Source organism: Pseudomonas alloputida (assembly GCF_021283545.2).
GTDB lineage: Bacteria > Pseudomonadota > Gammaproteobacteria > Pseudomonadales > Pseudomonadaceae > Aquipseudomonas > Aquipseudomonas alloputida.
Genome location: NZ_CP128540.1, coordinates 3,840,773 through 3,863,532 on the forward strand (window position 1 = coordinate 3,840,773; position 22,760 = coordinate 3,863,532).

At 63.8% G+C, this 22,760-nt stretch carries 17 protein-coding genes and 1 pseudogene; 13 read left to right on the plus strand and 5 right to left on the minus strand.

Features of this window, described 5'->3' with window-relative positions:
• Positions 1–104 precede the first annotated feature (104 nt).
• The 7 genes from LU682_RS17645 to LU682_RS17675 all read left to right on the plus strand — a co-directional run bounded on the left by LU682_RS17645 (position 105) and on the right by LU682_RS17675 (position 9,642).
• A complete protein-coding gene (locus LU682_RS17645) occupies positions 105–1,898 on the plus strand; it encodes an ABC transporter ATP-binding protein (protein ID WP_010953518.1) in 1,794 nt (597 codons plus the stop codon).
• The gene (locus LU682_RS17650) at positions 1,892–3,649 is read left to right on the plus strand and encodes an ABC transporter ATP-binding protein (protein ID WP_049588131.1); all 1,758 of its coding nucleotides are present in this window, start codon (positions 1,892–1,894) and stop codon (positions 3,647–3,649) included. The genes LU682_RS17645 and LU682_RS17650 overlap by 7 nt, the downstream gene beginning before the upstream one ends.
• Positions 3,649–4,590 carry an ABC transporter permease gene (locus LU682_RS17655; protein ID WP_010953516.1) on the plus strand — a complete coding sequence of 314 codons (942 nt, stop codon included), beginning with the start codon at positions 3,649–3,651 and terminating at the stop codon, positions 4,588–4,590. Before LU682_RS17650 ends, LU682_RS17655 begins: the two co-directional genes overlap by 1 nt.
• Positions 4,587–5,528 (plus strand): iron chelate uptake ABC transporter family permease subunit, encoded by a 942-nt coding sequence (locus tag LU682_RS17660; RefSeq protein WP_010953515.1) that lies wholly within the window; start codon positions 4,587–4,589, stop codon positions 5,526–5,528. The genes LU682_RS17655 and LU682_RS17660 overlap by 4 nt, the downstream gene beginning before the upstream one ends.
• Positions 5,525–6,301, plus strand: a complete 777-nt coding sequence (locus LU682_RS17665) for an iron ABC transporter ATP-binding protein (RefSeq protein ID WP_010953514.1) — start codon at positions 5,525–5,527, stop codon at positions 6,299–6,301. Before LU682_RS17660 ends, LU682_RS17665 begins: the two co-directional genes overlap by 4 nt.
• The gene (locus LU682_RS17670) at positions 6,298–7,287 is read left to right on the plus strand and encodes a siderophore ABC transporter substrate-binding protein (RefSeq protein ID WP_014591457.1); all 990 of its coding nucleotides are present in this window, start codon (positions 6,298–6,300) and stop codon (positions 7,285–7,287) included. The genes LU682_RS17665 and LU682_RS17670 overlap by 4 nt, the downstream gene beginning before the upstream one ends.
• A 117-nt stretch (positions 7,288–7,404) precedes the next feature.
• A complete protein-coding gene (locus LU682_RS17675; RefSeq protein WP_049588134.1) occupies positions 7,405–9,642 on the plus strand; it encodes a TonB-dependent receptor in 2,238 nt (745 codons plus the stop codon).
• A gap of 141 nt (positions 9,643–9,783) precedes the next feature.
• Here the strand turns inward: LU682_RS17675 and LU682_RS17680 are convergent, their stop codons facing one another.
• The 3 genes from LU682_RS17680 to LU682_RS17690 all read right to left on the minus strand — a co-directional run bounded on the left by LU682_RS17680 (position 9,784) and on the right by LU682_RS17690 (position 13,740).
• Positions 9,784–11,277, minus strand: coding sequence for an aldehyde dehydrogenase (locus LU682_RS17680; protein WP_060489779.1), 1,494 nt, complete (start codon positions 11,275–11,277; stop codon positions 9,784–9,786).
• 195 nt (positions 11,278–11,472) lie between these two features.
• Positions 11,473–12,855 carry an aspartate aminotransferase family protein gene (locus tag LU682_RS17685; RefSeq protein ID WP_003250846.1) on the minus strand — a complete coding sequence of 461 codons (1,383 nt, stop codon included), beginning with the start codon at positions 12,853–12,855 and terminating at the stop codon, positions 11,473–11,475.
• Between the two features lie 42 nt (positions 12,856–12,897).
• Positions 12,898–13,740 carry a helix-turn-helix transcriptional regulator gene (locus tag LU682_RS17690; RefSeq protein ID WP_010953510.1) on the minus strand — a complete coding sequence of 281 codons (843 nt, stop codon included), beginning with the start codon at positions 13,738–13,740 and terminating at the stop codon, positions 12,898–12,900.
• 280 nt (positions 13,741–14,020) lie between these two features.
• Between LU682_RS17690 and LU682_RS17695 the strand changes: the two genes are divergently transcribed.
• The 3 genes from LU682_RS17695 (at position 14,021) to LU682_RS17705 (ending at position 18,670) form a co-directional block, all read left to right on the plus strand.
• On the plus strand, positions 14,021–15,403 hold the full coding sequence (locus tag LU682_RS17695) for an APC family permease (RefSeq protein WP_232885758.1): 1,383 nt from the start codon (positions 14,021–14,023) through the stop codon (positions 15,401–15,403).
• A gap of 152 nt (positions 15,404–15,555) precedes the next feature.
• Entirely contained in the window at positions 15,556–17,136 is a 1,581-nt protein-coding gene (locus LU682_RS17700; protein ID WP_010953508.1) for an aldehyde dehydrogenase (NADP(+)), read from the plus strand.
• Between the two features lie 160 nt (positions 17,137–17,296).
• Positions 17,297–18,670: an 8-oxoguanine deaminase gene (locus LU682_RS17705; protein WP_232857577.1), complete on the plus strand. Its 1,374-nt coding sequence runs from the start codon at positions 17,297–17,299 to the stop codon at positions 18,668–18,670.
• A gap of 112 nt (positions 18,671–18,782) precedes the next feature.
• Here LU682_RS17705 and LU682_RS17710 read toward each other — a convergent pair whose 3' ends face one another.
• On the minus strand, positions 18,783–19,274 hold the full coding sequence (locus LU682_RS17710) for a GNAT family N-acetyltransferase (protein WP_049588141.1): 492 nt from the start codon (positions 19,272–19,274) through the stop codon (positions 18,783–18,785).
• Positions 19,275–19,436: 162 nt separating this feature from the next.
• On the opposite strand from LU682_RS17710, the gene LU682_RS17715 reads away from it, so the two are divergent.
• Positions 19,437–20,027 (plus strand): biliverdin-producing heme oxygenase, encoded by a 591-nt coding sequence (locus tag LU682_RS17715; RefSeq protein WP_010953505.1) that lies wholly within the window; start codon positions 19,437–19,439, stop codon positions 20,025–20,027.
• A 199-nt stretch (positions 20,028–20,226) separates the two neighbouring features.
• Positions 20,227–20,601 (plus strand): annotated as a pseudogene (locus LU682_RS17720) (hypothetical protein).
• Positions 20,602–20,629: 28 nt separating this feature from the next.
• Here the strand turns inward: LU682_RS17720 and LU682_RS17725 are convergent.
• Positions 20,630–20,785, minus strand: a complete 156-nt coding sequence (locus LU682_RS17725) for a DUF2986 domain-containing protein (RefSeq protein WP_004575417.1) — start codon at positions 20,783–20,785, stop codon at positions 20,630–20,632.
• A 211-nt stretch (positions 20,786–20,996) separates the two neighbouring features.
• Here LU682_RS17725 and LU682_RS17730 point away from each other — a divergent pair, with 211 nt between their 5' ends.
• Entirely contained in the window at positions 20,997–22,751 is a 1,755-nt protein-coding gene (locus LU682_RS17730; protein WP_010953503.1) for a phosphoethanolamine transferase CptA, read from the plus strand.
• Positions 22,752–22,760: the final 9 nt, after the last annotated feature.

Sequence of the window (22,760 nt, forward strand, 5' to 3'; positions counted from 1 at the left end):
CCTCCAGGCTTTGTGAAGACAGTCTTGTAGCTGCCTTGTCGGGTTTTCGCAAATTAGTTTATAGTCATGCAACTAATTAATTTGCAGCTTTCCAGGCCCGCTTCATGTCCGATTCATCAACGCCCCTTGACGATGCCGCCCCTTCAACAAACAAAGCCCGCAGCCCGCTCAGCCGTGTGCTTTCCCCCATTCGCGGGCGGCTGGCGCTGTCGGCGGTGCTGGCTGCGGCGGGTTCGATGCTGGCTTTGGTACCGCTGGCAGGCATTGCGCACATCGCACACCTGGCGTTGAGCGAAACCGCCACATCGGGCGCCATTGGCCGGGCCATCGCAGCCAGCATCGCCAGCCTGTTCACTGGCATGACCCTGATCACCGCAGCCGAAATGCTGGCGCACCAGGCCGACAACCACATCACCCATCACCTGCGCGTGGCGATCGGCCAGCGCCTGATGCAAGTGCCGCTCGGCTGGTTCAGCGAGCGGGCATCAAGCGAAGTGAAACGGGCCATGCAGGACGACATCGGCACACTGCACAGCCTGACCGCGCACTTTTTCACCACACTGGGCCGCACCGTGGGCGCCGTGCTGATTTCCGTGGCCTACCTGTTCGCCATGGACTGGCGCCTTGCCGTGGTCGTGCTGCTGCCCTTCCCGGCGTTCTTCCTGTTTCTGCACCGTGCCATCAAGGCCAGCGCAGCGCATATGGGTGATGTGGTTGCGGGCATGGCGCGCATCGACAACGCGGTGGTCGAGTTCGTCAATGGCATGCCGCTGGTCAAAGCATTCGGCGGGCGCGGCAACGCGCAGGACCGCTACCGTGCCGCGGTCGATGCCTTTGCCAACACCTTCACCGGTTTCACCCGCCCACTGGTTGCGGCGATGGCACGGGCCAATGCCTTGATCGCGCCGGTGACGGTAGTGGGTGTGGTGCTGCTGGCAGGCATGGCGTTCGTGGCCCTGGGCTGGATAGAGCCGCTACAGATACTGCCCTTTGCCTTGGTCGCACCTGGGTTGTGCGCGCCGCTACAGTTGTTGCACTACATTACCCACGACCTCAACAACGCGGTGGGGGCGGCCCAGCGGGTGCAGGTCCTGCTGGACACCCCGGTGCTGCCGGCCCCTGCAGTTGGCAGCCTGCCCAACGGCAGCGAACTGCGCGTGGAGCAACTGAGCCATGCCTACGCCCCCGGCAACAACGTGCTCGATGACGTCAGCTTCACCTTGGCCCCCGGCACCACGACCGCCATCGTCGGCCCCTCTGGCGCCGGCAAGTCGACCCTGGCGCGCCTGCTGCTACGGTTTTTCGACCCAGACGCCGGGCGCATCACCCTGGGTGGCGTCGACCTGCGGCAGATCGAGAGCCGCGAACTGTACCGACGCATAGGTTTCGTGCTGCAGGAGGTGCGGCTGATCCATGCAAGCGTGGCCGACAACATCGCCCTGGGCAAACCGGCTGCAACCCGCGAACAAGTCGAAGCGGCTGCGCGCCTGGCCAACATTCACACACGCATCCTGCAACTGCCGCGTGGCTATGACTCGGTGGTGGGCGAAGACGCGCAATTGTCCGGGGGCGAACAGCAGCGCCTGAGCATTGCTCGCGCCGTGCTGCTCGACCCGCCCGTGCTGGTACTGGACGAGGCCACCGCAGCCGCCGACGCCGAGAGCGAGGCGGCGATCCAGGATGCCCTGTCGCGTTTCGCCCGGGGTCGCACCCTACTGGTCATCGCCCACCGGCTGGACACGGTGATGCATGCCGACCAGATCCTGGTGCTGGACCAAGGCGCCCTGTGTGAACAAGGGCGCCACAGCGAATTGCTCAACCGCCAAGGCCTTTATGCACGGCTGTGGGCGCAGGGTGGTTATCAGGACACCGTGAAAAAGGCGCTGCCAGCATGCTGAAAACCTTCGTTCGACTGCTGGGCGAATGCGCCCCGGCCTGGCGCCGTTACCTGCTGATGACCGTGCTGTACGGGGTATTCAGTGGCCTGACCATCAGTACCCTGGCGCCGCTCATGCTGCACCTACTGAACAGCGAAATACACGCTGCCAGTGCCTGGTTGGTCGTGCTGGCCGCCGGCTTGACGCTGTGCTGGGCCTGGCGACGCCAGGTGGAAAAGGCCGGCATAAGCCTGGCGGTAGCGGTGCTGCAAGGCGGCCGCCAGCACATTGGCGCCCAGGTAGCACAGCTGCCACTGGGTTGGTTCACCCCTGACAACACCGCGCGGCTCGGGCATGTGATCACCCAGGGCACGATGGCTGTGGCCCAACTGCCGGCCCATGTGCTCACGCCCTTGATCAGTAGCAGCGTCACGCCGCTGGTGCTGTTGGTTGCGCTGTTCATCCTGCACCCGCCGCTGGGGCTTGTCGCCCTGCTAGCGCTGCCGGCGCTGGCTGCAGTGCTGCTGTTCAGCGCACGCCTGGGGCGCCGGGCCGATCACGCCTTTCACCAGCACTTCGCCGCCGCCAGCCAGCGTATGGTGGAGTTCGCCCAGGCACAGTCGGTGCTGCGGGCCTTCAATGGGGAGGGTGGGGGCACACGGTTGCTGGCGCAAAGCCTGGAGCGCCAGCGCAGCAGCGGCATGGGCCTGATCATTCGTGCTTCGCTGTCAGCACTGCTCAACAGTTGGGCCGTGCAGGCAACATTTGCCGCGCTGTTGGTGGCCGCCGGCCTGTGGTTCGGCGATCAGGCGGGTGGCCAAGCGCAGGACGCAGTTGCGGTGATCGTGGCACTGGTGCTGGTGTGCCGCTTCATCGACCCGCTGCAGGACGTGGCCAGCCATGTCGAGATCCTGCGCGGGGCCCATGGCCAGCTGCAGGAAATCGAACGGATCCTGGCAGCCAAGCCGTTGCCAGAACCCGCCTCGCCCCACCGGCCGGTGGGCGGCGCAATCAACCTGCAAGGGGTAAGCTTGCGCTACAATCCCACCGGGCCCGACGTGCTGCAAAACGTGAACCTGCACATCCCGGCAGGCAGCATGACCGCCGTCATCGGCGCCTCGGGCTCAGGCAAGACATCACTGATGCGCCTGATTGCACGGTTCTTCGATACCACCGAAGGCAGTGTGCGCATTGGCGGCGTCGACGTGCGGCAAATGGCCCGCGCCAGCCTGACCGACACAGTCAGCCAAGTACTGCAGGACACCTGGCTGTTCCAGGGCAGCATCGCCGACAACATCCGTATCGGCAAACCCGATGCCAGCGACGCCGAGGTACTGCAAGCGGCGCACATGGCCGGCTTGGGACACACCCTCGAACGGCTGCGCGGGGGCCTCGATACGTCCGTGGGCGAAGGTGGTGCGCAGCTTTCCGGTGGCGAACGCCAGCGTGTGACCATTGCCCGTGCGCTGATCAGGCAAGCACCAGTACTGCTGGTGGACGAAGCCACCGCCGCCCTTGATGCCGAGAACCAGGCCGTGATTGCCCAGACGCTGCACAGCCTGCATGGGCGTTGCACCTTGGTGGTCATCGCACACCAGCTCAGCACCGTGGCCATGGCCGACCATATCGTGGTGCTGGACGCCGGGCAGGTTGTCGAACAAGGCACACCGGCCACACTGCGCGCCAATGGCGGGCACTATGCACGCATGCTCGAACAGCGCCACGCCGCCAACGGCTGGCGCATCGGGGCACCGAGGGTGGAACACGACTGATGCGTGTTGCATGCCTCATCCTGTTCCTGGTGTTGTGCGCGGCCTCACTGGCTGTCGGCGTTCGTGAGCTGGCCTGGTCTCAGTTGCTTACCCTGCAAGGCGACGCCTGGCTGACCCTGACCGCAAGCCGCCTGCCACGGCTGGCCGCCTTGATACTGGTGGGTGTCGGGCTGGCGGTATGCGGTGTGATCCTGCAGCAGATCGTGCGCAACCGTTTCGTTGAACCCGGCACCACCGGCGGGCTCGATGCCGCGCGCCTGGGCATCCTGCTGTCGCTGGGCCTGGCGCCCGCGGCCGGGGCACTGCTGCGCATGCTGTTCGCACTGGCCGTGTGCTTTGCCGCCAGCCTGCTGTTTGTCGCCCTCATCCGCCGCATACGCGCCCGCAACGCGGTGCTGGTGCCGGTCATCGGCCTGATGTACGGCGGCGTGCTGAGTGCGCTGGCCGAGTTCTACGCCTACCGCTTCAACCTGCTGCAAAGCATGCAGGGCTGGTTACTGGGTGATTTTTCCAAGGTGGTGCAGGGCCGCTACGAAATTCTCTACCTGATTGTACCGATCGTGTTGCTCACCTACCTGTACGCACAGCGCTTCACCGTGCTGGGCATGGGCGAAGGCATGGCCACCAGCCTGGGCCTGAACTACACCGCCAACGTGACGGTGGGCCTGCTGCTGGTAGCTGTGACGGTGTCGGCCAGCGTGATCATCGTCGGCGCCATCCCCTTCGTCGGCCTGGTGGTGTCCAACCTGGTCGCCCTGCGCCATGGCGACAACCTGCGCCGCACCCTGCCACTGGTGGCGCTGGGCGGTGCGGCCTTGCTGCTGGTCTGCGACCTGCTCGGGCGGTTGCTGATCTACCCGTTCGAAGTGCCCATCGGCCTGACTGCAGGCGGCCTGGGCGGGCTGATCTTCCTCGGGCTGATCATCTGGAGGCAGCGATGAAAGGCCGACACTGCTTGTGGCTGGCCGTGGTCGCTCTGGCCACACTGTTCGTGTTCGTCAACGCTGGGGCGGATTTCGCCTACCTCATCCCCAAGCGCCTTGTGCGCCTGGCGGCCATGGTGATCGGTGGCGTGTGCGTGGCCTGCTCCGCCATCGCCTTCCAGACCCTTTCCGGCAATCGCATCCTCACCCCGGCGATCATGGGCTACGAAGCCGTGTACCTGCTGCTGCAGGCGCTGCTGGTGCTGGGCATGGGCGTGCAGGGGCTGATCCTGCTCGGCAGTGACGGCAATTTCCTGCTCTCGATGCTACTGATGCTCGGCTACTCCTGGGCCCTGCACCGCTGGCTGTTTCGTGACGGCAAAAACAACGTGTACTTCCTGCTGCTGGTCGGCCTGGTGCTGACCATGGTCATGGCCACGTTCACCCAGTTCGTCCAGCTGAAAGTCAGCCCCGGCGAGTTCTCGATGCTGCTGGGCTACACCCAGGCTTCGTTCAACCGGGCATCGCCGCAGTTGCTGCTGTATTCGGCCGTGCTGGTGGCGGGCGTGTGTGTGCTGCTGGCCCGGGCCGTACCGGTGCTGGACGTGCTGGCACTCGGACGCGACCAGGCCATTTCACTGGGCGTGGACTACCGGCGCAACGTGCGCCTGCTGCTGGCGCTGATCGCAGCGTTGGTCGCGGTGTCGACCAGCCTGTTGGGGCCCACGGCATTCATGGGCGTGTTCGTCGCCAACATCACCTATGCGATGGCCGGTACCTTCCGCCACCGGGTCACCCTGGCCCTCGGCAGCGCCGTGGCCATTGCCGTGTTCATTGCCGCCCAGTTGCTGGTCGAGCATGTCTTCAACTACAGGACCACCGTCGGCATCCTCGTGAACCTGGTGTGTGGCACCTACTTCCTCGCCCTGATGGTGCGCAACCGGGGAGCCGCATGATTACTGTCCACGACCTGCACAAAACCTATGGCAGCAAAGAGGTGTTGAGCGGGGTAAGCGCCAGCTTCCCACGCGGGCAGCTGACCTCGCTGATCGGCCCCAATGGCGCCGGCAAGTCCACCTTGCTGATGATGCTGGCCCGGCTGCTGGCGCCTGCCAGCGGTGACATACGCCTGGACGGGCAAAGCATCGACAGCATCGCCATCGGCGACTATGCCCGGCGCGTGGCCACCCTGCGCCAGTCGGTCGACTTCAACCTGCGCCTGACCGTCGACGAACTGGTCGCGTTCGGCCGCTTCCCCTACAGCCGTGGTGCGCTCACCGCTGCAGACCGTCGGGCCATCGACCAGGCCATTGCCTTTCTGTCCCTGGAGCCGCTGCGCCAGGCCTACCTCAATGAACTCAGCGGCGGCCAGCGGCAAATGGCCTTTCTGGCCATGACCATCGCCCAACAGACCGACTATCTGCTGCTGGACGAGCCGTTGAACAACCTCGACATGCGCCACGCCGTGCAGATCATGCGCGCCCTGCGTCGGCTGTGCGACGAGTTCGGCCGCACGGTGATTTTGGTGGTGCACGACATCAACTTTGCAGCCGCCTACTCCGACTGCATCGTCGCCATGCAGGGTGGCCGTGTGCATTGCAGCGGCAGCGTCGAGCAGGTTGTGACCGAGCGACAGCTGCACGCGCTGTACGGGCTGGATTTCGACATCACCCACAGCGCGCGCGGCCGCCTGTGCAACTACTTCAACCCACCCGGAGAACAGCAATGAACCGCAACCACCCCGCCAACGGCTGGCCATTGGCGCTACTGCTAGCCGCCACCCTCGCCCTGCACGGCTGCAACGAGCCCACGGCAGCCACAGCGGCACCGGCGAACACCACGCGCCATGGCGACTACACGCCGTTAACCGTACAGCACAAACTGGGCACCACAGTGATCAGTCAACTGCCACAGCGCACGGTGGCTCTGGACATGAACGAAGTGGACTTCCTCGACCAGTTGGGCGTACCCGTGGCGGGCATGCCCAAGGACTTCGTGCCGGACTTTCTTGCACGCTATAAGGATGCCGGGCAAACGGCAGATGTCGGCTCGATCGTGCAGCCCAACCTGGAGCGGGTGCATGCGGCGCGGCCTGACCTGATCCTGATCACCTCGCTGCAGGCCAACCACTATGACGAACTGAGCGAAATGGCGCCGACCCTGCACTTCGATGTGGACTATCGCGACAGCGAAACCGGGCATGTCGCCATGGTCAGGCAGCACCTGCTCAGCCTTGGGCAGGTGTTCGGCAAGCAAGGCTTGGCCCAGCGCAAGGCTGACGCACTGGAGGCCAAGCTGGCCCAGGCGCGCAGCGTCACCCGCGACCGCCCGGAGCGGGCCCTGGTGGTGCTGCACAACAACGGCGCCTTCAGCGCCTTCGGCGTGCAGTCGCGCTACGGCTTCATCTTCAATGACCTGGGCGTCAAGCCGGCCACCACTACCCTGGATACCGGCCTGCATGGCCAGCCGATTTCCAGTGAGTTCATCCAGCAGGCCAACCCCGACATCCTCTATGTGGTGGATCGCACCGCCGTCATGGAGCACCGCCCAATGATGACAGCAGACACCTTGGACAACCCCCTGCTGCGCCAGACCAACGCCTGGAAGCACGGCCGCGTGGTGTTCGTCGACCCGCAGGCCTGGTACGTCACGGCCGCCAGCCCGACCTCACTGGCTTTGATCGCGGATGACGTGATCAGGGGCTATCAGGACTAGGCACTTCCTTTTTGCAAATGCCTGCCACTGCGTTAGCACGTGATTCTCATTTGCCTTACTTCTTCGCTTTTTAAATGCAAAAACACAACCCGCCATCTGTCCCTCTGGAGCCATCGCGTGTCCATCCGTACCTTGCACACACTCTCGTCCCCTGCCCTGGCATTGCCTGCGCTGCCGCGCACCCCGCTGGCACATGCCGTATTCATTGGCCTGGCCCTTGGTAGCTGCACACTGGCGCCAATCGCCGCACACGCCGACGCAGCCAACCCCCACGAGGCCGCTGAAGAAAAACCCGCCCCCCCGGAATTGCCCGCCACCCTGATCGACGCCCAAGCCAGCGCTGCCGATCCACTGCCACCGGTGTATGCCGGCGGCCAGGTGGCCACCGGCGGGCGGGTGGGCCTGCTGGGCAACAAAGACTTCATGGAAACGCCGTTCAGCACCGTCAGCTACACCGACACCTACATTCAGGATCTGCAGGCCCGGGACATCACCGACGTTATCGCCGCCACCGACCCGTCAGTGTTCAGCAACGGCCTGACCGGCACCTACAGCGAGAACTACTCGATCCGCGGCTTCCAGACCAGCGTCAGTGACATGACTATCGATGGCCTGTTCGGCATGGCCCCCTACTACCGCGCCTCACCCGAAATGTACGAACGCATCGAAGTACTCAAAGGCCCGTCGGCGCTGCTTAACGGCATGCCGCCCGGCGGTTCGGTGGGCGGTATTGTCAACCTGATTCCCAAGCGCGCTGGCGACACGCCGCTGACCCGGCTGACCGCCACCTACGCTTCCGATGCCCAGCTTGGCGGCCATGTCGACGTTGGCCGGCGCTTCGGTGAGGGCAACCAGTTTGGCGTGCGCTTCAACGGCATGTACCGCGACGGCGACACTGCCATCGACGATCAACGCCAGCGCAATGTGCTGTCTTCTCTGGCCCTGGACTGGCGTGGCGAACGTGGCAAGCTGTCGCTCGACCTGTTCGATACCGACGACCACATCAGCGGCCAGAACCGCGGCATGGGCCTGGCCGCTGGGGTACCAGTCCCCAAACCGCCAAAAAACGACACACTGCTCAACCCCGACTGGGCTTATGTGGAAACCAAGGACAAGGGCGTCATCCTGCGTGGTGAGTACGAGCTGAACGACCAGTTGCTGGCCTATGGCGCGGTCGGCACCAGCAAGACGGACTATCGCTACAGCGGCGCACTCACAGCAACGGTGAACAACAGCGCCGGTGATTTCACCACCGCGATGGGCCAGTTGCAGATGGAGATCCACAAGACTTCTGCCGAGGTGGGGCTGCGTGGCCATTTCGACACCTTCGGCATCAACCACCAATGGTCGGTCAACGCCACCCAGTACAGCGACACGCAAAAGGACTTCGGCCGCCGCGCCGCCGGCTCGAACTGGACGACCAATATCTACAACCCTGTCTGGGGCCCGAAGGTATCGGAGGCCTGGCCACTGATTGCCCACACGGAAAACGACCTGAAAAGTTATGGCATCGCCGACACCCTGTCGGTGCTGGATGACCGGGTGCAACTGACCCTCGGCGTACGTCGCCAGGAAGTGGTCACCGACACTTACAACACCAATACCGGTGCCCGCAACAAACCAGGCTATGACACCCACGCCACCACCCCTGCCGGGGCCATCCTGTTCAAGCTGACCGATGAGCTGTCGCTGTACGCCAACTACATCGAAGGCCTGAGCAAAGGCGCGGCCGCACCGATCACCGCTGCCAACTATGGCGACGTGTTCGCGCCGTACAAATCAAAACAGAAGGAAATCGGCCTCAAGCTCGACCTGGGCACCTTCAGCCACACCTTGGCGCTGTATGAAATCAAGCGCCCGGGCAGCTATACCGACCCGGTCACCAACATCTTTTCGTTCGGTGGCGAGCAGCGTAATCGGGGCGTGGAATGGAGCTTCTTCGGTGCCCCTCTGCCCGACGTGCGCCTGATGGGGGGCGTGGCTTATGTCGACCCCAAGCTGACCAAGACCGCAGGCGGTGCCAACGATGGCAAGACCGCCACGGCCTACCCCAAGGTGCAGGGCAAGCTGGGCATGGAGTGGGACATCCCCGGCCTGGATGGGCTGACCCTGACCGGCAACGTGACCTCACAGTCCAAGCAATACATCAATGCCGAGAACAGCCTGTCGATTCCGGGTTACACGATCTTCGACGTTGGCGCCCGCTTTGTGACCCAGGTCGCCAACAAGCCGGTCACCTTGCGAGCGAACATCGCCAACCTGGGGGACAAGGACTACTGGGGTGTGCCACTGACCCAGACCCTGGGGTTGGGGGCGCCGCGGACCTATCAGCTTTCGGCTAGCGTGGACTTCTAACCGGGTCCCGCCGCGGCGCCAGATACGGCCTCTTCGCGGGCGCGCCCGCTCCCACAGGTCCAGCACAACCCTCAGACTTGTGCTGAACCTGTGGGAGCGGGCATGCCCGCGAAGCAGACGACGCGGTCAATGATCAATACATCAGCCGCGCAACTGGTACCAGGTGGTCTTGAGTTGCGAATACTTGTCGAACGAATGCAGTGACAGATCGCGGCCAAACCCCGACTGCTTGCCCCCACCGAACGGCACCGTCACATCCAGCGCATCGACTGTGTTCACCGATACGGTACCGGCTTTCAACGCCCGCGCTACCCGGTGCACCTGGTTGAAGTCGTCGCTCCACACCGAGGCTGCCAGGCCATAGATGCTGTCGTTGGCCAGGCGCACGGCTTCTTCTTCCGTGTCGAAGGCGCTGACCGCCAGTACCGGGCCGAACACCTCCTCGCGCGCCAGGCTCATGCGGCCCTCGACACCGGCAAAAATGGTCGGCTCGATGTAGTTGTCCGAACCTTCGATGGTCAGGCGTCGGCCGCCACACACCAATCGCGCGCCCTCTTGCCCGGCACGCACAATGGCGGCCTCGATGCGGCCGGTCTGCCCGGCATCGACAATGGCCCCGGCGCGGCTCGCCGGATCCAGCGGGTTACCGGGCAGCCACTGGCGAGCCTTGGCCTGCAGGCGCTCGATGAACTCATCGTGGATGGCACGCTGCACGTACAGCCGCGAGTTGGCCGAACACACCTCGCCCTGGTTGAAGAAAATGCCGAAGGCGGCCTTTTCCGCAGCCAGGTCCAGGTCCTGGCAGTTGTCGAACACCAGGTTTGGGCTCTTGCCGCCGCACTCCAGCCACACCTGCTTGAGGTTGGACTGCGCCGAGTACTGCATGAAGTACTTGCCCACCTGGGTGGAGCCGGTGAATACCAGGCAGTCCACATCCGGGTGCAGGCCCAGCGCCTGCCCGGCCTGCTCGCCCAGGCCCGGCACCACGTTCAGCACGCCTTCCGGCACACCGGCTTCCAGCGCCAGCTGGGCCAGGCGCAGGGCCGAAAACGGTGATTGCTCGGCGGGCTTGAGTACCACGCTGTTACCGGCAGCCAGCGCCGGGGCCAGCTTCCAGGCGGCCATATCGAGCGGGAAGTTCCATGGCACCACGGCAGCGACCACGCCGAGGGCTTCGCGGGTGATGGTGGCCAGCGCATTGGCAGCAGTGGGCGCCACCTGGTCATACAGCTTGTCCAGCGCCTCGCCGTACCAGGCGAACACATGGGCAGAACCCGGCACGTCGATGTTGTAGGCATCCATCACCGGTTTGCCCATGTTCAGCGAGTCCAGCAATGCCAGTTCTTCACGATGGGCCATGATCAGCTCGGCCAGCCGCAGCAGCACTTTCTTGCGCTCGCCCGGCGCCATGCGCGGCCAGGGGCCTTGCTCGAAGGCTCGACGGGCGCTGGCGACAGCCAGGTCGACCTCGGCATGGCCGCAGGCGGCAACCTGTGCCAATACGTTGTTGGTGGCGGGGTTGATGGCTGCAAAGGTGGCGCCATCCTGTGCGTTGACGGGTTTGCCGTCGATCAGTGCATGGGCCGGAAGGTAGAGGTCCGAGGCGCGTTGTTGCCAGAATTCGAGAGTGTACATTTGTACTCCAAACGACCGTCGTGGCGGTCCTTCTTGCGCAAGTAACAGGTACCACACAGTCCGCAAGCACGCCGCACTCCCTCTGTGGGAGCGGGCATGCCCGCGAATCAGGCGACACGGTGGATGGCACCGGCTTCGCCGGTGTTCGCGGGCGTGCCCGCTCCCACAGGGAAGCGCGTTGCCCTTGTCAGCGGCTTACAGCTTGCCGACCAGCCGCGCCGTGCGGTCTACGGCTATCCGGGTCTTCTCCACCAGCTCATCCAGCTCGCTGTGGTTGGCGATCAAGGCCGGGGCCATGATCATCCGGCCCAGGGTCGAGCGAATGATCACCCCTTCCTCGAAACCAAAGGTGCGGCACTGCCAGGCCAGGTCGTTCTCGTTGGCAAAGCGCTTGCGCGTCGGCTTGTGCTCGGCGAACTGCAGCGCCGCCACCAGCCCGGCCCCTTGCACCTGGCCGATCAATGGGTGGTCGGCAAACACTTCCCGCAGGATGCGCTGCAGGTACGGCCCCGTGTCGTCCTTCACCTGGCGCACGATGCCTTCGTCACGCAGCGCCTTCAGGTTGGCGATGGCCACTGCCGCCGCCACCGGGTGGCCGGAATAGGTCAGGCCGTGGGCAAATACCCCGCCGCGCTCCACCAACGCCTCGGCAATGCGCTTGCTCAGCACCAGGCCGCCCATGGGCACATAGCCGCTGGTCAGGCCCTTGGCAATCGACAAGGTGTCGGGCTCGAAGCCGAAGTATTCATGGGCGAACCATTCGCCGGTGCGGCCAAAGCCACCGATCACCTCATCGGCGCACAGCAGCACGTCGTACTGGCGGCAGATACGCTGGATTTCCGGCCAGTAGCTTTCCGGCGGGAAGATCATGCCGCCGGCCCCCTGGAAGGGTTCGGCAATGAAGCCGGCAACGTTCTCGGCACCCAGTTCGAGGATTTTTTCCTCCAGCTGCAGGGCGCAGCGGCGGCCGAACTCGGCCGGAGTCAGTTCACCGCCCTCGGCGTACCAGTAGGGTTCGTCGATGTGTGCCACATCCGGAATCAACCCGCCCATGTCGTGCATGAACTTCATCCCACCCAGCGCCGTGGCCGCCAGGGTCGAGCCGTGGTAGCCGTTCCAGCGGCCGATCATGATTTTCTTGCCTGGCTGGCCAACCACCTGCCAGTAGCGGCGCACGGTGCGGATCAGTACCTCGTTGGCCTCGGAGCCGGAGTTGGTGTAGATCGCGTGGCTGTAGTGCCCCGGCAGCAGGCTGAACAGCAACTCGGACAGTTCGATCACCGCCGGGTGGGTGGTGTGGAAAAACATGTTGTAGTAGGCCAGCTGATCCATCTGCGTGGCCGCGGCGGCCGTCAGGTCACGACGGCCATAACCGAGCTGGGTGCACCACAGGCCGGACATGCCATCCAGGTAACGCTTGCCCTCGCTGTCCCACAGGTGCAGGCGTTCGCCACCGACGATCACCCGCGGCCCTTCGGCGTTCAGCGCCTTCTGGTCGAGGAAGGCATGAATGTGGTGGGCGGCATCGGCTGCCTGGTAGTCACGGGTCTGGCGTTGCGGGGCGAAAGGCGCGTTCATTGTTGGTTTTCCTTTGCGGTGGGGTTGCAGGGCAGCTGGCGTTCAGCGCAGCTTGCCCATGTAGCTTTCCAGCGGGTCCTTGCCCAGCACGCCCTGGGCATTGGCCAGCGCATCGATGAACAGGGAGAACAGTTCGGACTGGGTGCCGATGTCGAGCTTGGCGTAGACGTTCTTGCGGTGCGACTTGATGGTGTCCTCCGACACTCCCAACCGCTCGGCCAGCGACTTGGTCGAGTGGCCACGCAGGATCAGCTGGGCGATACGGCATTCACGCTCGGTCAGCAGCGAGCTGCCGAAATTGTTCAGCGCGGCATGGATACGTTGCTCGAGGATGTTCTCGAAGCGCCCTGCGCGGCTGTCCAGCCCGGCAAAATGCTTGCCGAGTACCGCCAGTACCCAAGGCGTGATGAGCCCGAACCGCGTGCGGCTTTGCCCATCCAGCTTGTCGGTGAAGGCCAGCGACACCGCCAGGCTTTGCCCGGGCGCCACCTGCAGGATGTAGTTGAGTTCATCCTCCAGGTGCGAGTGGCGGTAGAACGATTGGTAGTACTCGCTGACCTCGAAGTGGTCGGGTGCCACTTCGAACAGGCCGTAACAACCGGATTCGACCTGTTCCACACAAGCACCGTAGAACGGGTCGAGCAGGTAGAAGCCCGACAGGTAGCGGCTGACATTGCCCTCGGGCTGCCAGGGCGCCTTGTCATCCTGCTCGAACAGCGCACAGGGCATGCCATCGTGCGGGTACAGGTACACCGTGGTCGCCTGGATCGGCCGGATCACACCCAGTGCAGCAAACAGGCTGGCGGCAAAGCCCGGCCGGCCGATCGCCTCGGTGACCTTGGCCTGGTGCTCGAACCATTGTTCTGAAAGCAATTGATTGGTCACTGTAAGCCTGCCGTTTTCTCAGTGGCACCGCCGCCAGTGCGGTGCGTCGTTGAGCAGATACTCCCACGGCGCTGCAGGCACCGGAATCACCCTTTGGGGTGAGCCGGGCAAGGGCTGTGTCCGCTCACCCCAAAGGGTGATTCCGGGTGCCTGCAGGGTGTGGGAGCATCAACCCGCCCCAGCGCTGCGAGCTTTCCGCTCGACCTCCTTGCACAACACCTGACGGTCGCGAGCCTGCTCGCCTGCCGCGGTGTCCTGCATCCCTTTTCAGGAGTTAGCAATGCATACAACAACAAGTACAGCCCATAGCCCCGCCCCGCATGCACCCTCGCAACCCGGCACCAGCACCGGCCGCTTCCGCAAGTCCATGAGCATGACCGCCCTGGTGCTGTTTGGCCTGGCCTACATGGTGCCCCTGGCCGTATTCACCACCTACGGGCTGGTCACCCAGATGACCAAAGGGCACCTGCCCACCGCCTACCTGCTCACGCTCGCCGCCATGCTGCTGACCGCCTACAGTTACGGCCGCATGGTCCAGGCCCACCCCTACTCCGGCTCGGTCTACACCTACACGCGCAAGGCCTTCGGCAGCCATATCGGCTTCATCACCGGTTGGACACTGCTGCTCGACTACATCTTTCTGCCGCTGCTCAGCTATCTGCTGATCGGCATCTACATGTCGGAATACTTCCCGACCATCCATGCCTGGGTGTGGGTAGCGGGTTCCATTGCCCTGGTCACCTTCCTCAACCTGATCGGCATCGAGTCGATCACCCGGGTCAACTGGATCCTGGTGGTGGTGCAACTGGTGTTCATCATCGTCTTCGTCGCTTTGTCCATTCTCAAGCTCAGCGGACAGGCGGAACCGGTGTCGCTGCTGGCCCCCTTGCACCACGATGGCTTCAGCGTGCCGTTGATCATGACCGGCGCCGCCGTGCTGTGCCTGTCGTTCCTCGGCTTCGATGCGGTGTCGACCATGGCTGAGGAAACCAGTAACCCGACCTACCGCATTCCCGTGGCGATTCTGGCGGTGTCGTTGATCGGCGGCCTGCTATTTCTGGTGGTGTCTTATTGCGCACAGATGGTGTTCCCCGATTGGGGCAGCTTCGCCGATCCGGATTCGGCGTCGGTTGACGTGATGCGCCGGATGGGCGGCGAGCTGCTGGTAACCGCCTTCACCGCTACCTACGTGGCGGGCTGCTTCGCCTCGGCCATGGTGTCCCAGGCCAGCGTGTCGCGCGTACTGTTCGCCATGGGCCGCGACGGCGCATTGCCACGGGCATTCGGCCAGTTGGTGACGAAAAAGCGCGTGCCAGCCACTGCCATCCTGGTGGTCAGCCTACTGTCGCTGATCGCCCTGGTGATCACCCTGGATACCGTGGCGAACATGATCAGCTTTGGCGCACTGTTCGCCTTCTCGGCGGTGAACCTTGCAGTGGTCAAGCACTACCTGGTTGACCAGAAACTGCGCGGTTGCCGCAACTGCCTGCTGTACGGCGCCATTCCCGGCCTGGGCTTTCTCAGCACGCTGTGGCTGTGGAGCAGCCTGACCAGCCTGTCGTTCACCATCGGCCTGTGCTGGATGGGCCTGGGCCTGTTGGTGCTACTGGGGCTGACCCGGGCGTTGCGCGTGAAGCTGCCAGAGTTGCAGATGGCCGAGTGAGCCCGACGCCTTGCGTGACCGCTCCTGCAGGGCATCGCGAGAACCCGGGTGATAACTGCTCGTTATCACCCGATCCGTATTAATCATTATTCAGCCCCCCATTCGCCCCCTACAGTCCTGACCAACGATTGTCATTGCCAACGGGAAACGAAATGTCCATCGAACACCGCCTGAACCACATCGCCGGCCAGCTCAGTGGCCACGGTGACGTGCTGCTGCACAGCCTCGACGCCCACACCGGTGAAACACTGCCCTACGCCTTCCACCAGGCGACTGGCGATGAAGTCGAGGCCGCCGCCCAGGCCGCCGAGGTGGCCTACCCGAGCTACCGCAGCACCCGCCCGGACCAGCGCGCCGCTTTTCTCGACGCTATCGCCAGCGAACTGGACGCGTTGGGTGATGACTTCATCCAGGACGTGATGCGCGAAACCGCACTGCCTGAAGCACGCATCCGCGGCGAACGCAGCCGCACCAGCAACCAGCTGCGCCTGTTTGCCGAGGTGGTACGGCGTGGCGACTTTTACGCTGCACGCATCGACCGCGCCCTGCCCCAGCGTACCCCGCTGCCGCGCCCGGACCTACGCCAGTACCGCATCGGCGTGGGACCGGTGGCCGTGTTCGGCGCCAGCAACTTCCCACTGGCCTTCTCCACCGCTGGCGGTGACACCGCTTCGGCGCTGGCCGCCGGCTGCCCGGTGGTGTTCAAGGCACACAGCGGGCACATGCTCACTGCGGCCCATGTGGCCGCGGCCATCGACCGTGCAGTGACCGGCAGCGGTATGCCGGCAGGCGTTTTCAACATGATCTACGGTGCCGGTGTGGGCGAAGCACTGGTCAAGCACCCGGCCATTCAGGCGGTCGGCTTTACCGGCTCGCTGCGCGGTGGCCGCGCCCTGTGCGACATGGCCGCAGCGCGCCCGCAGCCGATCCCTGTGTTCGCCGAAATGAGCAGTATCAACCCGGTGGTCGTGCTGCCGCAGGCTCTGCAGGCTCGCGGTGAGCAGGTGGCGACCGAGCTGGCCGCCTCGGTGGTGCTGGGCTGCGGGCAGTTCTGCACCAACCCGGGCCTGGTGGTGGGTATCCGGTCGCCACACTTCGAGCATTTCCTGCAAACGCTGGTGGCACGCATGGCCGACCAAGGCCCGCAGACCATGCTCAACGCGGGCACCCTGCGCAGCTACCAGAACGCTGTGCAGCACTTGCTGGCGCACCCGGGTATCCAGCATCTGGCCGGCCAACCGCAAACGGGTAACCAGGCTCAGCCGCAGTTGTTCAAGGCCGACGTGAGCCTGCTGCTCAATGGCGACCCGCTGTTGCAGGAAGAAGTGTTCGGCCCTTGCACCGTGGTGGTTGAAGTGGCCGATGCCCAGCAATTGGCCGAAGCATTGCGTCACCTGCAAGGTCAGCTGACTGCCACCCTGATTGCCGAACCTGACGACCTGCGCACCTTTGCCTCACTGGTGCCGTTGCTGGAACGCAAGGCCGGGCGCTTGCTGCTCAATGGCTACCCGACCGGCGTGGAGGTTTCCGATGCCATGGTGCATGGCGGCCCCTACCCGGCCACCTCCGACGCCCGCGGCACTTCGGTCGGCACCTTGGCCATCGACCGCTTCCTGCGCCCGGTGTGCTTCCAGAACTACCCTGACGCACTGCTGCCGGATGCGTTGAAAAACGCTAACCCGCTGGGGATTGCCCGGTTGCTGGAGGGTGTGAGCAGCCGCGAGGCGGTGTGATCTTTCATGGCTGCAACCCGTGCCGGCCTCTTCGCGGCTCTAGCCGCCAAGAGGCCGGCACGGGCACTTCGAGCTGTATACAATCAGTAAAAAGCTTGCTTACAATACCGAGCGCCTATGACATCGGTAATCGCCGATGCGTATTGCGCAGGCTTGCACCATGTCATCTACAAACCCTGCAAAAACGCTCCTCGTCAAAAACGCCGCACTGCTGGTCACCATGGACGGCGAACGCCGCGAAATCAAGAACGGCGGTCTGTTCATCGAAGGCAACCTGATCAAGCAAGTCGGCCCCAGCGAAACCCTCCCGCAGCACGCCGACGTGGTTCTGGACATGGCCGGCAAGGTGGTCATCCCAGGCCTGGTCAACACCCACCACCACATGTACCAGAGCCTCACCCGCGTGGTACCGGCCGCTCAGGACGGCGAGCTGTTCAACTGGTTGACCAACCTGTACCCGATCTGGGCGCGCCTGACCCCCGAGATGATCGCGGTGTCGACCCAGACCGCCATGGCCGAGCTGATCCTGTCCGGCTGCACCACCTCCAGCGACCACCTGTATATCTACCCCAACGGCTGCAAGCTCGACGACAGCATCCACGCGGCGGCCGAGATCGGCATGCGCTTCCACGCCGCGCGCGGCAGCATGAGCGTGGGCCAGAGCCAAGGCGGCCTGCCACCTGACTCGGTGGTGGAAAAGGAAGCCGACATCCTCAAGGAATCGCAACGCCTGATCGAGGACTACCACGATGCCAGCCACGGCTCGATGCGCAGTATCGTGGTCGCGCCATGCTCGCCATTCTCGGTCAGCCGCGACCTGATGCGCGAAGCTGCCGTGCTGGCGCGCCAGTATGGGGTGTCGCTGCACACCCACCTGGCCGAGAACGTCAACGACATCGCCTACAGCCGCGAGAAGTTCGGCATGACCCCTGCCGAGTACGCCGAAGACCTTGGCTGGGTCGGCCATGATGTATGGCATGCCCACTGCGTGCAGCTCGACCAGCACGGCATCGAGCTGTTCGCTCGCACCGGCACCGGCGTCGCCCACTGCCCATGCTCGAACATGCGGCTGGCCTCAGGCATCGCCCCGGTACGCAAGATGCGCGACCACGGCGTACCGGTGGGCCTGGGGGTCGATGGCTCTGCCTCCAACGACGGCGCCAGCATGATCGGTGAAGTGCGTCAGGCCCTGCTGCTGCAACGGGTGGGCTTTGGCCCTGACGCGATGACCGCACGCGAAGCACTGGAGATTGCCACCCTGGGTGGCGCGAAAGTGCTTAACCGCAATGATATTGGCGCCCTGGCCCCGGGCATGGTCGCCGATTTCGTCGCCTTCGACCTGGGCCATGTGGCGTATGCCGGCGGCCACCACGACCCATTGGCGGCACTGGTGTTCTGCACCCCGACCCAGGTGCATACCAGCGTGATCAACGGCCGCGTCGTGGTGAAAGACGGCCAGCTGGCCACCGTCGACCTGCCGCGCGTACTGGAACGCCACAACCAGCTGGCCCATCAGCTGGTCAGTGGCACTTGAGGCCTGGCATCAGCTCGGCATCGCCGGGTGAATGAAGGGCATGCGCAGCCCTTTGGGCTGCGCTGCCACCTAGGCAAGCTGCGGGTAGCGCACACTACGATGTCATGTCCACTCAAAGGTCCATGACCATCTCATGCCAGGCCATGCCGCCGTGGTCCGACGGCGACGGTTTCACGTATCGGTAGCCCAGTTTCTGGTACAGGGCTACATGCTGCTCCTTGCACATCAGGTGAATGGTCTGCTTGCCCGCCGCGTGCATGCGCCCGATGAATTCGTTCATCAACACTTTGGCGTAGCCTTTGCCCTGGTGGGCCGGGTCTACAACCACCGACATGATCACCACGTTCGCGGCCGCCGGGTCATGGCCGACCAGCTCTTTGAAAGCCTCGTCGGACATCACGACCTCGTGGGCGCAGCCACTGTTGATGAAACCCACGATCTCGCCGTCGCTTTCCAGCACCAGGAAGCCTTGTGGGTACTGCGTGATACGCGTGCGGATTTTCTCCAGCGTGGCCGCCTCATCCCCTTCATAGGCGCCAATTTCGATGGCGTAGCAACGCTCGGCATCGGCGGGAACGGGGGTGCGGAACTGAAGGGCGCTCATGGCAGGTATCCTTGGCAATGGTAAAGGCAGCCGCCATGATAAATGAGCATCGACCTTGCACTCCATCATTGCGAACTCGCTCAAGTCGAGCGTGTGACGCTTGCTGCCTGCCAAGGAGGGCAAGCATCATGGGGACCTTGCTCTATTGCCACGGATACGCCGATGACCGCTGTAACTTTCCCCTTCACCGAACCCAGCCGCTGCAAACGCCTGAAAGCGGCCAGCAGCAGGGATCATGACAGCGTCGATCAACTGGTGATGGCAGCGCGGCCTTTCGAGAGCCGCGAGCGTTATGGGCGCTTCCTGCAGGTGCAGCACCGCTTTCATGGCAGCCTGTTGGCGTTGTATCAGGATGAACAGCTCAACCAGCAACTGCCGGGGCTGGCGGCGCTGTCACGGTTCGCGGCAGTCGAGGCCGACCTGCGCGACCTCGGCCTGCCGCTGCCAACGCCCACCCAACCGGTCCGTGTCAGCTCGGCCCAGGCCTTGGGATGGCTGTATTGCAGTGAAGGTTCGAACCTGGGGGCGGCGTTTCTCTACAAGCACACGCAACGTCTTGGGCTGGAGGGTGACAATGGGGCCCGCCACCTGGCCCCTCACCCGGATGGCCGAGCGCTGCATTGGCGCGAATTTGTTGCCAGGCTGGACAGCCTGGTGCTGGGGGAGCAGGAGGAAGCAGAGGTGGTAGCGGGGGCGATTGCAGCGTTCGACAGTTATCGGGTGCATCTGCGTGAGGTATTTGCAGGCAGTTGACCGAGCGCAATGGCACCTTTAGCGGGTGCTGCACAGCACCAACCGCCACGGCGATTTTCTACAAGTTGTTGCTGTAGCGAACTTTTTCTTGATTCCCTGTCTATGTGTGAGGCACAGAAAGGTAGCGGAACGCGAGACAAGGTTCGCCCCACACCTGCTGGCCAGATGGCTCATTCGTTATCAGAGGTTGGCTACGCTCATGAAAATACATGTCGCAAGGTTGGTGCTGCTCGGCCTGTTCTCGCTCGCGGCGGTGGGCACGGCATCGGCAACGCAAATGAAAGCAGCCGAACCGGTTTCACCGACCGTCCAGTCACCGTTGAAGCCAGCCGGCAACCCTTGGTCGAGCGTGGCCAGCGTGGCCGTTGAATAGCCGGCCACGCTCCTGGCGCATGATGACGATCGCTGGCACGACCACCGAAGCGACTGGCGCCGCGAACAGTGGCGGCGTGAACAAGCCCGCCGGGACTGGGAGCGGCGGCGCGACTGGGAACGGCGCCGTGATTGGGAGCGCCGCCATGAGCGCGCCATGCGCCAGCGTCATCATGACGCGCATCATTACTACCGCCGTTGAAGCCCATGCGATCGGTGCAGGGGCGGTGTCAGTCAGCCAGCTGGGAACTCTCGCCCGCCGCCTCTGCCTCCATCTTCAAGCGGTCCGCCTTGCAGATGTACTTGGGCTTGCGTGGCGCCAGTTTGGCACTGGCCTTTTTGGCATGCGCCTGCAATAGCTGCTTGATCTTCTTACGACGGTTCATGGTCTAGGGGCCTGTCAGTACGTTTTCGCTGCCGCCATCATACCCCGGCGGCGAGGGGAAAACGCGATGAACGGCCCAGCGTATGCCTGCTACGGCCATGCAGGTCACAGGATTCAACGCGTTGACGTTATTTTCACAGCCCGCAGATTAGCGTCACGCCCTTTCCGGCCACGCGCACAACCGCTGGCCGCCAAGGTACGACGAGGCATACGTGTCACACACTACATCCCCCGCCGCGCACAAGCGCGTGGACTGGGCCGGCCTCGGCTGGCTCTTGCTGTTCTTCTGGTATTTCTCCGGTGTAACCCAGGCGCTGCTGCTGTTCAGCGGGACGACCGGCTTCGCCGGTTTTCGCGATGCGTTGTTCCTCAGCAGCCTGTGGCTGGCGCCCGTCCTGTTGCTGCCGCGTTTCACACGCGCCACCGCGGCAATCATCGGTCTGGTGCTGTGGGCGGCTTCGCTGGTGGGCCTGAGCTACTTCGGCATCTATCGCCAGGAGTTTTCACAAAGCGTCATCTTTGTGATGTTCGAGTCCAACACCGCCGAGGCTGGTGAGTACTTCAGCCAATACTTCAGCGTGGGGCTGGGCTTGGCACTGGTGCTGTACACGCTGGTTGCGGTCCTGCTGTGGCGGCGCGTGCGCCCGGTCAGCCTGCCACTGCGCAGTCGCCTGCCGGTGGTCGTGCTATTGCTGGTGGCCAACCTGGTCGTGCCGTTCTACAAGCAGATGGTGACCCAAGAGCGCAACTTCGCCGATGCGCTCGAAAAAGTGCAGCAGCGAATGGAACCGGCCGTACCTTGGCAGTTGCTGGTCGGCTACCAACAGTACCGCCAGCAACTGGACAACATGCAGAAACTGCTTGCCCAGAATGCCGCACTGCCACCGCTGCAGAACCTGCGCGACAGCAGTGGTACTGCGCCACGCACCCTGGTATTGGTGCTCGGCGAGTCGACCACCCGCGAGCACATGCACCTGTATGGCTATGACCGCGACACCACGCCCAACCTCGACGCGCTGGCCGCCAGCGACAAGAGCCTGACCGTGTTCCGCGACGTGGTATCGCCGCGCCCGTACACCATCGAAGTGATGCAGCAGATCCTCACGTTCGGCGACGAGCAGAACCCGGACCGTTTCCTCAGCGACCCGTCGCTGATCAACCTGCTGAAACAGGCAGGCTACAAGACCTTCTGGATCACCAACCAGCAGACCTTGACCAAGCGCAACACCATGCTCACCACCTTCTCGCAGCAAACAGACGCGCCGGTGTACCTGAACAACCAGCGCAACCAGAATGCCCGCCAGTACGATGACGTGGTGCTGGCGCCGTTCGAGAAAGCCCTGCAAGACCCTGCGCCCAACAAGTTCATCATCGTGCACCTGCTGGGCACGCACATGGACTACCGCTACCGCTACCCGGACGACTATGCGCACTTCAACGACAAGCAAGGTGTGCCAGCCAAGCTGACGGCGGACCAGGTAGAAACCTACAACTTCTATGACAACGCGGTGCGCTACAACGACTATGTGGTGTCGAGCCTGATCAAGCGTTATGCGGCAGGCAAACCCAATGGGTTCCTGATGTACCTGTCCGATCATGGTGAAGACGTGTACAGCTCCGGTGACCACGACCGCTTGGGGCGCAACGAAGGCGCACCGACCCGGCCGATGTACACCATCCCGTTCCTGCTGTGGACCTCGCCTAGCTGGCAGGCCGAGCACCCGCGTGACTTGCAGGCAATGGCCAACCGCCCCTACAGCAGTTCACACCTGATCCATACCCTGTCAGACCTGGCCGGGTTGAGCTATGACCGCTATGAACCGGCCAAGAGCCTGGTGAGCCCACAGTTCGTGGTAGCACCACGCTGGATCGGCGACCCATACCGCAAGAATGGCTTGCGCGAGTTCGACCACCTGCCGCTGGACAAGGCCGACGGGGTACAGGAAACAGCCAGCACCCGGCAGTAATCAGGCCAA

What these genes read in the sequence shown, in the direction of transcription:
- LU682_RS17645 (WP_010953518.1), top strand. Translation starts at nt 105, where the DNA reads ATGTCCGATTCATCAACGCCCCTTGACGATGCCGCCCCTTCAACAAAC.
- LU682_RS17650 (WP_049588131.1), top strand. Translation starts at nt 1,892, where the DNA reads ATGCTGAAAACCTTCGTTCGACTGCTGGGCGAATGCGCCCCGGCCTGG.
- LU682_RS17655 (WP_010953516.1), top strand. Translation starts at nt 3,649, where the DNA reads ATGCGTGTTGCATGCCTCATCCTGTTCCTGGTGTTGTGCGCGGCCTCA.
- LU682_RS17660 (WP_010953515.1), top strand. Translation starts at nt 4,587, where the DNA reads ATGAAAGGCCGACACTGCTTGTGGCTGGCCGTGGTCGCTCTGGCCACA.
- LU682_RS17665 (WP_010953514.1), top strand. Translation starts at nt 5,525, where the DNA reads ATGATTACTGTCCACGACCTGCACAAAACCTATGGCAGCAAAGAGGTG.
- LU682_RS17670 (WP_014591457.1), top strand. Translation starts at nt 6,298, where the DNA reads ATGAACCGCAACCACCCCGCCAACGGCTGGCCATTGGCGCTACTGCTA.
- LU682_RS17680 (WP_060489779.1), bottom strand. Translation starts at nt 11,277, where the DNA reads ATGTACACTCTCGAATTCTGGCAACAACGCGCCTCGGACCTCTACCTT.
- LU682_RS17685 (WP_003250846.1), bottom strand. Translation starts at nt 12,855, where the DNA reads ATGAACGCGCCTTTCGCCCCGCAACGCCAGACCCGTGACTACCAGGCA.
- LU682_RS17695 (WP_232885758.1), top strand. Translation starts at nt 14,021, where the DNA reads ATGCATACAACAACAAGTACAGCCCATAGCCCCGCCCCGCATGCACCC.
- LU682_RS17700 (WP_010953508.1), top strand. Translation starts at nt 15,556, where the DNA reads ATGTCCATCGAACACCGCCTGAACCACATCGCCGGCCAGCTCAGTGGC.
- LU682_RS17705 (WP_232857577.1), top strand. Translation starts at nt 17,297, where the DNA reads ATGTCATCTACAAACCCTGCAAAAACGCTCCTCGTCAAAAACGCCGCA.
- LU682_RS17710 (WP_049588141.1), bottom strand. Translation starts at nt 19,274, where the DNA reads ATGAGCGCCCTTCAGTTCCGCACCCCCGTTCCCGCCGATGCCGAGCGT.
- LU682_RS17715 (WP_010953505.1), top strand. Translation starts at nt 19,437, where the DNA reads ATGACCGCTGTAACTTTCCCCTTCACCGAACCCAGCCGCTGCAAACGC.
- LU682_RS17725 (WP_004575417.1), bottom strand. Translation starts at nt 20,785, where the DNA reads ATGAACCGTCGTAAGAAGATCAAGCAGCTATTGCAGGCGCATGCCAAA.